This is a genomic window from Actinoplanes nipponensis (genome assembly GCF_016862275.1).
Lineage (GTDB): Bacteria > Actinomycetota > Actinomycetes > Mycobacteriales > Micromonosporaceae > Actinoplanes > Actinoplanes nipponensis.
This window is the reverse complement of sequence record NZ_BOMQ01000063.1, coordinates 153,728-166,136: the sequence shown is the minus strand read 5'-3', so window position 1 is coordinate 166,136 and position 12,409 is coordinate 153,728. Positions and strand designations below refer to the sequence as shown.

Sequence of the window (12,409 nt, the reverse complement as noted above, 5' to 3'; positions counted from 1 at the left end):
GAGCGAACTCCCCGGGCGCCGGTCGGTGCGCGGTGGATCAGCCGAACTTGACCTTCATGGAGGTCCCGTCCACGTCAACGACCTTGATCTTGACGCCGGCGGCGGGGAGCTTGACGCCGTGGTTCGGCAGCTCGTCGTAGAAGTACTTCTTGGTGTCGTCGAACAGCGGCTGCGCGGCCTGGCCCCGGATGTAGCTGGGCTTGCCGTTGATGTGCAGCGTGAACGAGTCCGCCTTCTTCAGGCTGAACGGCGCGTCGTACACCTGGACGCGGGCCCGCCAGGGCAGCCCCTCGAGGTTGTAGAACGGCGCCGGGTGGGCGTCGATGTACAGGTTGCGCCCGGTGCCCGGGTGGACGTTGGTGTTGTTGTCGACCTGCGACGTGTCCCAGTAGGAGATCAGCAGACCCTCTTGGTACGAGTAGTGGTCGACCTTGTCCGGCTGCGCCGGGTAACCGAAGAAGTACGGACCGGTCTTGAGGTACCGGTCGTACGACACGTAGCTGCGGTGACCGGCGATGTAGAAGTTGTCGAACGCCTCGGTCGAGGTGGCGCCGACGATCGAGAAGCCGTCGAGGGCCCAGGTGGTGGCCCCCTCCGCGCCGTCGGCCAGCACGGTCGCGCCGTCTGCGGTGATGGTGACGTCGTCGCCGAAGAAGCCGCCCTCGGAGACACCGCCGTCCGTCAGGTAGTGCAGGCGGAAGTCGACCTTCTTGCCCGCGTAGGCGTTCAAAGGGACCGAGATGTCGGCCCAGGCGCCACCGGTGCTGCCGGTCAGCGCCGGGGTGCCGCTGGCGTCGGTCGGGAAGGCCGCGCCGTTGACCGTGCCGTTGAGGCGGGTCCACGTCGTGCCGCCGTCGGTGGTGGCCTCGAAGTAGAGGTAGTCGTAGTCGGCCTCGATGTCGTAGCGGCCCTTGAGGGTGACCGCTGCCGTCGTCTTGCCGGTGAGGTCGATCGACTTGCTCATCGAGGTGTTGAGGTCGTCGGCGTTGCCGGAGAAGAACTGCTTGGTGCCGGCGAACGGCGCACCGAGGTCGGTGGAGACCTCCTTGTCCGGCAGCACCACCACGGCGGCCTGGGCCTTCGCGGTGTTGTACTCCTCCGGACCGAGGTTCAGGGTCTTCTTCTGGCTGGGCACGATGGTCTCGTAGTCGAGCCAGCCGAGCTGCAGCTTGTTCCAGGCGCCGAGGTCGCCGGGGCGGGTACCGATGCCCTGGTCCTCCTTGGCGCTGAGCCGGCTCTGCGCCATCAGAGTCCAGTGCTCGTTGTTGTTGTCGCCGCCACCGGAGGTGTCGTAGTCGTCCGGCAGGCCGAGGTCGTGCGTGTACTCGTGCACGAAGACGGACAGGCCGCCGTTCTCGGGCTGGATCGTGTAGTCGCCGATCCAGATACCGGTGTTGCCGATCTGGGTGCCGCCGAGCAAGTTGCCGGCCGGGCCGGTGCGGCCCTGGTCGGTGCCGTACGCGTACCAGCGGTGGCTCCAGATGGCGTCCTCACCCTGCTGCGGGTCGCCGTCGGCCTGGTCGCCGCCGGAGTGGACGATCTGGAAGTGGTCGATGTAGCCGTCCGACTCGTTGAAGTTGCCGTCGCCGTCGAAGTCGTAGCGGTCGTACTGGTCGAACGACTTCATGTCGGCGGCGATCTCGGCGTCGCTGTGACCGGCGGCCTTCTGGTTGGCGACCCACTGGTTGGCGGCGTCGCGGACCAGCGCCCACGTGTTGTTGCAGACCTGGCTCGCGCAGACCGCCGGGTCGTCGCCGTTGGCGTCGGTCGGCAGGTCGTTGGAGCGGCCGTAGCGGGCCTCGTTGTACGGCACCTTCACCCAGTCGGTGACCTCGCCGTCGACGCTGTAGCGGCCGGAGGACTGGCTCTCGAAGTAGGTCTTGACCGACTCGACGCCCGAACCCTCACCGAAGTACAGGTTGCGGTAGAAGTCCGCCGAGTAGTCCGCCTGCCACACCGTCGAGTTGTCGACGGCCCGGTTCGGCTCGGGGATCTGGTTGTGCAGCGGGCCGTCGAAGCGTGCCGGACCCGGGATGGTGGCGTTGGTGTCCTTGTCCGGGAAGCTCGGGCTGCGCTCGTTGCCGAACTCGGTGAGGATCACGAAGATCCGGTCGGTCTTCTCGCGGCCGACCTCGACGTACTGGTCCTGACCGGCCTTGGCCACGGCGCGGTTGCTGGTGCCGGAGCCCTGCGTCCGGCCGACCTTGACGACCGAGCTGCCGTTCTTGGTCACTGCCTTGGCCTTGCCGCTGACCACGTCCGCGACGGCCTGCTCCCGCAGGGCGCGGCGCTTGTCCTCGAGCGGGTTGGGCAGATCGTCGACAGGTGCTGAGTTGGCATCGGCCTTCGCGACCGGCGCTGGATCCACTGGCGGGGCGGCGTTGGCACCGGCGGGGAGCATGACCCCGACACTGGTGACCATCGCGGCGCCGAGTAGTCCCACGACCACCTTGCGCACTACGTGTACCTCCGTTGACGTGACCGAGCGCTGGGGTGCAGCGGACGGCGGTAAACCGGCCTCGGATTCGAGGCTCACGTGAACGTATGCAAACGGACCGATGTCTTGGAAGAGGTGAACGATATTGATGGGTGATGGTTATGCATTATGGTTTTGACATAACGCAAGGACCGGCAAAAGCCCGAAAATGGACTGTGCTCATGAAACGGCGGCAGACCCCACGATCGCAGGTCTGCCGCCGTTTATAGATGATTGTCTCAGTCTTCGGACTTCCCGGCCTGCATGCCCGAGGAGATCAGGTCCATCACCGCGGAGTCCTGCAGCGTGGTGACGTCACCCAGCGAACGGTTCTCCGCGACGTCCTTGAGCAGGCGCCGCATGATTTTGCCGGAGCGGGTCTTGGGCAGCTCGGCGACCAGCATGATCTGCCGCGGCTTGGCGATCGGACCGAGCTTCTTGGCCACGTGGTTGCGCAGATCCTGGATCAGCTGCTCGCCGGCATCGCCCGAAGTGTCCACATTGCCGCGTGGAATGGTGAAAGCCACAATAGCCTGCCCCGTGGTCGGGTCGGTCGCGCCGACCACGGCGGCCTCGGCCACCGACGGGTGCGACACCAGCGCCGACTCGACCTCGGTGGTGGAGATGTTGTGCCCGGAGACCAGCATGACGTCGTCGACCCGGCCGAGCAGCCAGAGCGCGCCGTCCTCGTCCCGCTTCGCGCCGTCGCCGGCGAAGTAGACCCACTCGTCCCCGGCGCCCGCGCCCTTGCCGAAGCGGGACCAGTACGTGTCCTTGAAGCGCTGCTCGTCACCCCAGATGCCGCGCAGCATCGAGGGCCACGGCTCGCGCAGCACCAGGAAGCCGCCGCCGCCGTCGGGCACCGACTCGGCCTCGTCGTTGACCACGTCGGCGGAGACGCCGGGCAGCGGGGTCATCGCCGAACCCGGCTTGGAGGCGGTCACGCCGGGCAGCGGCGAGATCATCATCGCGCCGGTCTCGGTCTGCCACCACGTGTCCACAATGGGGGCGTTGTCGTGGCCGACGTGCTCGCGGTACCACATCCAGGCCTCGGGGTTGATCGGCTCGCCGACGCTGCCCAGGATGCGCAGCGACGACAGGTCGTACTTGGCCGGGATGTCGTCGCCCCACTTCATCATGGTGCGGATGAGGGTCGGCGCGGTGTAGAGGATGCTCACCTTGTACTTGTCGACGATCTCCCAGAACCGGCCGCGGTGCGGGGTGTCCGGGGTGCCCTCGTACATGACCTGGGTGGCGCCGTTCGACAGTGGACCGTAGACGATGTACGAGTGCCCGGTCACCCAGCCGATGTCGGCCGTGCACCAGTAGACGTCGGACTCCGGCTTGAGGTCGAAGACCGCGTGGTGGGTGTACGACACCTGGGTCAGGAAGCCGCCCGTGGTGTGCAGGATGCCCTTCGGCTTACCCGTGGTGCCGGAGGTGTAGAGGATGAACAGCGGGTGCTCGGAGTCGAACGCCCGGGCCTCGTGCTTGTCACTGGCCTGCTCGACGGTCTCGTGCCACCACAGGTCCTTCTCGCCCCAGGCGATGTCCTCGCCGGTGCGGCGGACGACCAGCACGTGCTCGATGCTCGGGCACTGCGCGACGGCCTCGTCGACGGTCGGCTTCAGGGCGGACGGCTTGCCGCGCCGGTAGCCGCCGTCGGCCGTGATGACCAGCTTGGCGTCGGCGTCCTGGATCCGGGTGGCGAGCGCGTCGACCGAGAAGCCGCCGAACACCACGCTGTGCAGCGCGCCGATCCGGGCGCAGGCCAGCATGGCGACCGCGGCCTCCGGGATCATCGGCAGGTAGATGGCCACCCGGTCGCCGGCCGTCACGCCCAGCTCGGTGAGCGTGTTGGCGGCCTGGCTGACGCTGGTGAGCAGGTCCGCGTACGTGATCGCGCGGGTGTCGCCGGGCTCGCCCTCCCAGTGGATCGCGACCTTGTCGCCGTGGCCGGCCTCGACGTGGCGGTCCACGCAGTTGTAGGCGATGTTCAGCTCGCCGCCGACGAACCACTTGGCGAACGGGGCGTTCGACCAGTCCAGCACCTGCTCCCACGGCTTGGCCCAGCTCAGCCGCAGCGCCTGCTGCGCCCAGAAGCCCAGCCGGTCCTCCTCGGCCTCCCGGTAGGCCTCGGCCGTGACGTTCGCGTTGGCGGCAAGCTCGGCCGGCGGCGGGAACGTCCGCGTCTCCGAGTACAGGTTCTCCAGTGTCTCGCTCATGAGGGCGGCTCCTCTGCCATGACCGGTCGCTTCGTGTGAACACTAGTTCTGCCGGGATGGCCCGGCGAGGGTTGCAAGCTGTACTGCTGTCTGGCCGCGCCGAACGGGGACGGCGTGCGCGGTGCTGCGCGAATCTTGCCACTTACGAGCCCATTCGCGCATCCCATGGTGCCGGGCCTTTTCCGGCTACGGTTGGGCCGTGACTCCCGATCCGCTTGCCCCGCTGCTCGCCCTCGCCGACGTCGAGGCCGCCTTCACCGCCGCCCGCGAGCGCGTCGACGCGGCGCTGCGGCACCGCGCGCTGCGCCGCAACGGCGGCCAGGTGGCCGCCGAGATCAGCCTGCGGGCCGCGGTGGCCAGCGCGGCCCTGGAGGATCACCGGTACGGGCTGGACGAGGTACGCGCCGGCACGGTCACCGACCCCGTGGTCCAGGGCGCCCTGCGCGTCGCCGAAGCTGTGGGCGGACTCGTCGACCTGTGGCCCCGCGCCCCCCGCCAGGTGCTCGCCCGGCTGCACGTGCTGGCCGCCCGGGGCGTCGTGCCCGAGGCCGCCCTGGGCCGGCTGGAGAGCGGCGCCGAGCGGATCGACGCGCTGGCCGGGCTCGTGGCCGGCAACGACCGCACCCCGCCGCTGCTGCTCGCGGCCGTCGTGCACGCCGAGCTGCTGACCCTCAAGCCGTTCGCCGGCCCGGCCGGGGTCGTCGCCCGCGCGGCGGCCCGGCTCACCCTCATCGGGCGCGGCTTCGACACCCGCGGCCTGGTCGACGTCGAGGCCGGGCACCTGGCCCGCGAGCCGGAGTACGTCGGCGCGGCGGGGGCCTACGCCACCGGCACGCCCGACGGCCTGCGGTCCTGGCTGCGGCACTACGCGGCGGCGGTGTCCGTGGGCGCCGACGAGATCGCGGAGGTCGGGGACGCCGTCCTGAGCCCTTCGGCCACGTAGCGACTCACCCTGTCGGGCTCCATCTGCGTCGATGTCCGGAACATGCGGTTTCTTCCGGCCGTGGTTGGCATACTCGGGCTCGTGGGAGACGAGTGGAAGCGTCCGTACACGCCGGGCACCGGCCGCTGGCTGGTGATCGGCTGGGAGGCGGTCGCGCTCGGCCTGCTCGGCTGGAGCACGGTCGAGCAGTTCGGCCTGGCCGGCCCCGGCGTCCGCATCCTGGCCACGGTCATCGCGGCGGTCTGGGTGATCGGCGGCTTCCGCATCCGCGAGATGGGCGTCTACGTCGGGCCCGCCGGGTTGAGGATCCGCGGGCTGCTGCGCTCGCGCACCCTGCGCTGGGACGAGATCGCCCACGTGCGGCTGCACCGGCACACCCACAAGCTCGGCCACTGGCAGATCGAGGCCGGCATGACCGTGCTGATCGAACGCCGGGACGGGACGACGGTGAACACCGAGCTGTGGGCCCAGGGGGTCGACTTCCACACCCGGCCGCAGCTCTTCCGCGCTGTCTACCGGGAGCTCCGGGAACGGCACCTGGCCGCGTCCTTCTCCTGACCCGGCGTCCCTCGCATGACCCGGCCCCGGACGTGAGGACGGCGCCTCAAGGGTGAGGCGCCGCCGCTTCGCGCGTCCTTACCGGGTTATCAAGCGTGCACCTGGGTCGTTGTCGGCAGTCCTGATGAGGTGCCGCCGCAACGTGCCTGCCGTGGCTGATCGCGCGTGGGTTCCCGGTGGCCGTGCACGGTTCCTGCTGCCAGGTTCCGCTCCTTCTTTCTACGCCGGGCCGTCCTTGATCACCAGGGTCTTCGGGACAAAAGCTACCCACGGTGATTTGGTCAGACGCTTCCCCGCCGGCCTTCACATTCCGCTGTCGGACCCCGGCGGGCGCTCAGGCCAGCGCGGCCCGGGTGCGCCGGTGCCGGCCGTAGATGGCGAGCCCGATCGCCACCCCGACCCCGACGCCGAGCGCGGCCGCCGCGACCGGCACGGCGGGACGTTCGCGCAGCCTGCGCCCCAGCGGTACGGGATGCCGGAACTCCAGCACCGGCCACGAGCGCTCCAGGGCGACCCGGCGCAGCGAACGGTCCGGGTTCACCACGCTGGGATGGCCGACCGCCTCCAGCAACGGCAGATCACTGCTCGAATCCGAGTAGGCGTAACACTCCGCCAGGTCGTACCCGCGCTCGTCGGCCAGCTCGCGGACGCCGTCGACCTTGCGCGCGCCGGCCGCGTAGAACTCGACCTCGCCGCTGAACCGGCCGTCGACGATGCCCATCCGGGTGGCGATCACGTCGGTGACCCCGAGCAGGGCCCCGATCGGCCGGACCATCTCGTCGCCGGACGCCGAGACCAGCACCACGTCCCGGCCGGCGGCCTGGTGCTCGCCGATCAGGATGGCCGCCTCGGCGTACACGTACGGGTTGATCAGCTCTTCCAGGGTCTCCGCCACGATCTGCTGGACCTGCTCGACCGGCCAGCCCTTGCACAGCGCCGCGAGGTAGTCACGGGTGCGGGCCATGGCCTGCTCGTCCGTGCCGCCCAGCCGGAACATCAGCTGTGCGTAAGCGGACTTCACCACGTCCCGGCGGCTGATCAGCCCATCGCGGTAGAACGGCCGTCCGAAGGCCAGCGCGCTGGACTTGGCGATGACGGTCTTGTCTAGGTCGAAGAAGGCGGCACTCTGGCCCACGGGCCGAAAGTGTAGCCGCATGCCGCGCCGGCCCGGCCCGGTCGGCGCGCGCCGTCGCCGAATTCCCTGCGCGCCGGTCGCCGGTCACCCTGGGTACTCGACGGTGAGCCGCCCTTGAGGCATGCTTGTGGTGCGATTGCGATTCATGTTGTCCCGGGGATCAGCCCGGAATCGGCTGAGTCTCACCCACCCCGACGTCGCACCCGGATTCTCGGCGACTGCGCCCCCCGCGGTTGCCGGGTCAGATTCGGCTCGACCCCCCCGGAGCCGAATCCCAGGACGGCCCCCGACTCCCCCGTCGGGGGTCGTTCCCATCTGCGGGCGCCGGTGCGGGCTCAGGCGCCGGTCGCGGAGGACAGGGTCTCGCCCGGCCGGCTCAGGCCGTCCTCTGCCTGCTCGCTCATTCCGAAGAGCTCGCACAGCCCGGTCACGGTGAGCACCTGGCGGAAGCCAGGATTCGGGTTGGCCACGACGAAACGGCAGTCCTGCTCGGTCGCGGCCCGGTAGCCCTCGATAAGGGCGCCCAGGCCGGTCGAGTCGATGAAAGTGGCCGCGCCCAGGTCGACCCGCAGCACGGGCGGGTTCCCATCGGCGACGGCGTCGCGCAGGGCCTGGGCGACCTCGTCCGCGTTGGTGAAGTCGATCTCGCCCAACACCGCGACACACGCTGTCCCGTCATCGCCGAGCGCGCGCTCAGTCGGGTGCTCCATACCAACTCCATCGGTCCGGGTGGCGACCAACATACCCAACGGCCTGAGCCTCGACTCCTGACCGATCGGCGACGCGACCCCCGCAGTTACCCCGGATCCGCGGATTCGAACCTCTCGCCGATACCAGATCAGCCGGCTCGGTGGGCGCCGTCCACACGGTCGGAGTTGTCCACAGGCTGGGGCCGGGCCGGTTGAGCCGCGCCGGCCGGGACGCGACGGTGGGTGCCCGAGCCCGCCCGCCGTCCCGTGGAGCCGCGATGTCAGCCCGCACCCCCGTCCGATCCGGCCCGCGCCTGCCGCTGGTCGTGACCGCCGACCCGGACCTCCTCGACGACCTGGTGCGCCTGGCCGCCGCGGCCGGCACCGAGGTCGCCGTGGCCACCGACCCGGCCGCCGCGCGCGCCGGCCTCGCGACCGCCCCGCTCGTGCTGATCGGCGTCGACCAGGCCGCGTCCTGCCTGCGCGCCCGCCTCCCGCGCCGGCCGGGAACGGTCATCGTGGGCCACACCCCGGCGATCGAGGCGGCCTGGGAGGTGGCCGCACCCCTCGGCGCCGAGCACGTCGCCGCGCTGCCCGACGCCGAACCGTGGCTGGTCGACCGGTTCGCGGCCCGCGGCGAGCCGGCCGAGCAGGGGCGGATCCTGGCCGTGATCGGCGGCCGGGGCGGCGCGGGGGCGAGCATCCTGGCCGGCGGCCTGGCCGTGACCGCGGTCGGCGACGGCCACCGCACCCTGCTCCTCGACGCCGACCCGGTGGGCGGCGGCCTCGACCTGGTCCTCGGCTGGGAGGGTCTGGACGGCCTGCGCTGGCCCGCCCTGGCCGCGACGGGCGGCCGGGTCGACCCGCCGGCGCTGCTCGAGGCGCTCCCGCACCGCGGCGACCTGGTGTTGCTGTCGTTCGCCCGCGACGACGTCCACCCGGTGCCCGCCGCGGCGATGGCGGCCACCCTGGACGCCGGCCGCCGTGGCCGGGACGTGATCGTCGCGGACCTGCCCCGCCGGCTCGACGAGGCGGCGACCCTCGCCCTGGAGGCGGCCGACCAGGCCGTCATGATCGTGCCGGCGGAGCTGCGCGCGACCGCGGCGGCGGCACGGATCGCCGCGGTGGCCAGGATGCACTGCGAAAACCTCGCGGTGGTGGTCCGCGGGCCGGCGCCCGGCAAGCTGAAGGCGCGCGAGGTGGCCCGGTCGATCGGGTTGCCGCTGGCCGGTTCGCTGCGCCCCGAGCCGGCCCTCTGCCGGGCGCTGGAGAGAGGCGATGCCCCGGCCGCCGACGGACGGGGACCCCTGGCCGAGCTCTGCAAGCGACTCATCAGGCGGCTGACCAGCGATGACCGCGCGGGGGTGGCCGCATGACGGCCGCGTCGCCGGACGTCGCCGAGCGGGTGCGGCGGCGATTCGCGGCCGAGGGCGCGGAGGCGACGCCCGCCGCGGTGGTGTCGGCGGTGCGGGCCGAGCCCGGGGCGGCGGTCCTCGGGGACACGGCCGTGCTGCGCCTGGCCGACCGGGTGCACGACCAACTCGTCGGCGCCGGCCCCCTGGCGCCGCTGCTGGCCGACCCGACGGTCACGGATGTGCTGGTCAACGGCGTGCAGGTGTGGGTGGACCGGGGCGCGGGGCTGCACCGGGCACCCGTCACCCTGGGCACCCCCGACGACGTGCGGCGGCTGGCGCAGCGGCTGGCGGCGGCCTGCGGGCGGCGGCTGGACGACGGTCAGCCGTACGCGGACGCGCGGCTCGCGGACGGCACCCGCCTGCATGCCGTGCTGCCGCCGGTGGCGACCGGCGGGCCGTACCTGTCCCTGCGGACGTTCCGGCAGCGGCCGTTCGGTCTCGGCGATCTGGTCGACCACGGCACGGTGCCGGCGGCGCTGGCTCCCCTGCTCGCGGCGGTGGTGGCGGCCCGGCTCGCCTACCTCGTCACCGGCGGAACCGGCTCGGGCAAGACGACGCTGCTGGCGACGCTGCTGGGGCTGGTGCCGCCCACCGAACGGATCGTGCTGGTCGAGGACGCGGCCGAGCTGCGGCCGGTGCATCCGCACGTGGTGGCGTTGCAGGCGCGTACAGCCAACGTCGAGGGCGCCGGGGCGGTCGGTCTCACCGATCTGGTGCGGCAGGCCCTGCGGATGCGGCCCGACCGGCTGGTGGTGGGCGAGTGCCGGGGCGCGGAGATCGTCGACCTGCTCGGGGCGCTCAACACCGGGCACGACGGTGGGGCGGGGACGCTGCACGCCAATGCGCCGGCCGACGTACCGGCCCGGCTGGAGGCGCTCGGCCTGCTCGGCGGGCTGCCGCGGGCGGCGCTGCATGCGCAGGTGCTGGCGGCGCTGCAGGTGGTGCTGCAGGTACGGCGTACCGACCGGGGCCGGGTGCTGGAGTCGGTCGGCGTGCTGCGGCCGGCGGGGCAGCAGCGGATCGTGACCGTCGTACCGGCCTGGCAGCTCGGCCACGGCGCGGGTCCCGGCGCCCAGACGCTGGCCCGCCACCTCGCCGATCGCGGCGTGGCGGTCCCACCTGTCCTGCGCACGGCCGGGGAAGTGCGGCCGTGAGCGGGCTGGCGTGGGCGCTCGCCGCGACGCTGCTGGCGGGGGCGGCCATTGCGGCGGCCTGGCCGGCCCGCGCGGCGCTGCGCCGGCTCCACGGCCGCCGGCGACCGCTGCGCGCCGTCGCCACCACGGACGTTCGCCGCTGGTGGACCCGAGCCCGGGAGTGGGCGGAAGGATCCCCCCGGCGAGGCGTGGGCGCCGCCGCGCTCCTCGGTGCCGCCGGAGGGCTGCTCGTGGCGGGCCCGATCGCGGGCCTGACCTGTGCCGTCTACAGCGCCCTGGGCGCGGCGGCGGCCCTGAAACGCGCCGCGCTCCGCCGGGCGGCGGCGGCCCGGTCCCGCAGCCTCGACGACCTGAACACGCTGGCCGCCGACCTCCGCGCCGGCCTGGCGATCAGCGCCACCGCACCCGGCCCGGGCGGACCGCGGCTGCGCGAATCACCGGCCCCGAGGCTGTCCGACCTCACCGCGGCGGTGTGGCGGCTCGCCGAGCAGACCGGCGCCCCGGCCGCCGACCTCGTCGAACGGATCGAGGCGGACGCCCGGGCCGGCGACCGCGCCCGGGCGACGGCGGCGGCGCAGGCGGCCGGGGCCCAGGCGACTGCCCTGTTGCTGGCCGGGCTGCCGATCGGCGGGATCGCCCTCGGGTACGGGATCGGGGTCGATCCGCTACGGGTGCTGCTGCACACGCCGCTGGGCGGGGCGTGTGCGGTCGGGGCGGTGCTGCTGCAGTGCGGCGGTCTGGTGTGGGCGGACCGGCTGGCGAACGGCCCGGCCCGGTGACCCGGGCGGATGCGGCGACCAGTGCGGAGGACGCGGTGATCCGGGCGGATGCGGTGATCGTCGCGGGCGCCGTGGCGCCGGCCGGGCGGATGACTGCCGGCGGTGCCCTGGCCGAGCCGGTGTGTGGCGCCGCTGCTTTCCTGCGGCCAGGCGGCCCGGTCCAGGTTCCGCTCCGTCCCTGCTGTGCCGCCGCCTTCGTGCGGGCCGCCGGGACGCCCGGATTGTCCTTTCCGGACTGCCTGCGAGATCCGCTGGGCAGCTCAGGGCCAACTTCCCTGCCCGTACCGGTCGGGCCCGGCGGCGAGGTGATCCCTTGATCATCTTTGTGGGCCTGGCCGCGCTGGCCACGCTGCTCGGCTTCTCGGTCGCCCGGCGGCGGGCGGTCAGGCGGCGGCTGTCCCGGCTGCGCGGCCCGGCCACCGACGGATCCGGCCGCAAGCCGCGCGTGCTGATCGCCGTCGCTGTCGGGGCCGCGGTGGTCGCCGTGGTCGGGCGGTGGTGGGCGCTGCCGTTCGGGGTCGCCGCCGCTGTCGGGGTCGACCGGTTCCTGCGGCGTCGCGAGCCGGCCGACGTGCGGGCGGCCCGGCTGCGGGCGGTCGCCGATCTGCCGCTGGGCGCCGACCTGCTCGCCGCCGTGCTGCGGGCCGGCGCGCCCGTCGACCGGGCGGTGTCCGCCGTCGCCGACGCCCTCGGGGGTCCGCTCGGCGAGCGGCTCGCCCGGGTGGGCCGGTCGTTGCGGCTGGGCGCCGAGCCCGGCGAGGCGTGGGCGCACCTGGCCGACATGCCCGGCGCCGGCCGGCTGGTGGCGGCGGCCGTCCGGTCCAGCGCCAGCGGTGGCGCGCTGGCGGGCGCGCTGACCAGGCTCGCCGACGACCTGCGCGGGGACCGGGCCGTGGCCGTCGAGGCCGCCGCGCACCGGGCCGGCGTGCTCATCGTGCTGCCGCTCGGGCTGTGTTTCCTGCCCGCCTTTGTGCTCGCCGGCCTCGTGCCGGTGGTGGTCGCCGTGCTCGGCGACGTCCTGTGAGAACCCACCAC

10 protein-coding genes are annotated in these 12,409 nt (G+C 72.8%); 6 read left to right on the top strand and 4 right to left on the bottom strand.

All coding sequences use genetic code 11. The features are described from left to right. Positions 1-37 precede the first annotated feature (37 nt). Complete coding sequence (locus Ani05nite_RS27310; RefSeq protein WP_203773191.1) at positions 38-2,443, bottom strand: immune inhibitor A domain-containing protein; 2,406 nt, start codon at positions 2,441-2,443, stop codon at positions 38-40. 272 nt (positions 2,444-2,715) lie between these two features. Next, positions 2,716-4,701, bottom strand: a complete 1,986-nt coding sequence (gene acs, locus Ani05nite_RS27305; RefSeq protein ID WP_203772939.1) for an acetate--CoA ligase — start codon at positions 4,699-4,701, stop codon at positions 2,716-2,718. Between the two features lie 199 nt (positions 4,702-4,900). Here acs and Ani05nite_RS27300 point away from each other — a divergent pair, with 199 nt between their 5' ends. Beyond that, positions 4,901-5,644 carry a Fic family protein gene (locus Ani05nite_RS27300; protein ID WP_203772937.1) on the top strand — a complete coding sequence of 248 codons (744 nt, stop codon included), beginning with the start codon at positions 4,901-4,903 and terminating at the stop codon, positions 5,642-5,644. Between the two features lie 81 nt (positions 5,645-5,725). Further along, positions 5,726-6,202, top strand: a complete 477-nt coding sequence (locus tag Ani05nite_RS27295; RefSeq protein ID WP_203772935.1) for a PH domain-containing protein — start codon at positions 5,726-5,728, stop codon at positions 6,200-6,202. Positions 6,203-6,536: 334 nt separating this feature from the next. Here Ani05nite_RS27295 and Ani05nite_RS27290 read toward each other — a convergent pair whose 3' ends face one another. After that, positions 6,537-7,337, bottom strand: coding sequence for an HAD family hydrolase (locus tag Ani05nite_RS27290; RefSeq protein ID WP_203772933.1), 801 nt, complete (start codon positions 7,335-7,337; stop codon positions 6,537-6,539). Positions 7,338-7,672: 335 nt separating this feature from the next. Then, complete coding sequence (locus tag Ani05nite_RS27285; RefSeq protein ID WP_203772931.1) at positions 7,673-8,047, bottom strand: STAS domain-containing protein; 375 nt, start codon at positions 8,045-8,047, stop codon at positions 7,673-7,675. Positions 8,048-8,352: 305 nt separating this feature from the next. On the opposite strand from Ani05nite_RS27285, the gene ssd reads away from it, so the two are divergent. The 4 genes from ssd to Ani05nite_RS27265 all read left to right on the top strand — a co-directional run bounded on the left by ssd (position 8,353) and on the right by Ani05nite_RS27265 (position 12,398). After that, entirely contained in the window at positions 8,353-9,402 is a 1,050-nt protein-coding gene (gene ssd, locus Ani05nite_RS27280; RefSeq protein ID WP_203773189.1) for a septum site-determining protein Ssd, read from the top strand. After that, the gene (locus Ani05nite_RS27275) at positions 9,399-10,595 is read left to right on the top strand and encodes a TadA family conjugal transfer-associated ATPase (protein ID WP_203772929.1); all 1,197 of its coding nucleotides are present in this window, start codon (positions 9,399-9,401) and stop codon (positions 10,593-10,595) included. Before ssd ends, Ani05nite_RS27275 begins: the two co-directional genes overlap by 4 nt. Next, the gene (locus Ani05nite_RS27270) at positions 10,592-11,374 is read left to right on the top strand and encodes a hypothetical protein (protein ID WP_239130671.1); all 783 of its coding nucleotides are present in this window, start codon (positions 10,592-10,594) and stop codon (positions 11,372-11,374) included. The genes Ani05nite_RS27275 and Ani05nite_RS27270 overlap by 4 nt, the downstream gene beginning before the upstream one ends. A 313-nt stretch (positions 11,375-11,687) precedes the next feature. After that, positions 11,688-12,398, top strand: a complete 711-nt coding sequence (locus Ani05nite_RS27265; RefSeq protein ID WP_203772927.1) for a type II secretion system F family protein — start codon at positions 11,688-11,690, stop codon at positions 12,396-12,398. Positions 12,399-12,409: the final 11 nt, after the last annotated feature.

Coding starts and splice junctions, on each gene's coding strand:
- Ani05nite_RS27275 (WP_203772929.1), top strand. CDS start 9,399: ATGACGGCCGCGTCGCCGGACGTCGCCGAGCGGGTGCGGCGGCGATTC.
- acs (WP_203772939.1), bottom strand. CDS start 4,701: ATGAGCGAGACACTGGAGAACCTGTACTCGGAGACGCGGACGTTCCCG.
- Ani05nite_RS27285 (WP_203772931.1), bottom strand. CDS start 8,047: ATGGAGCACCCGACTGAGCGCGCGCTCGGCGATGACGGGACAGCGTGT.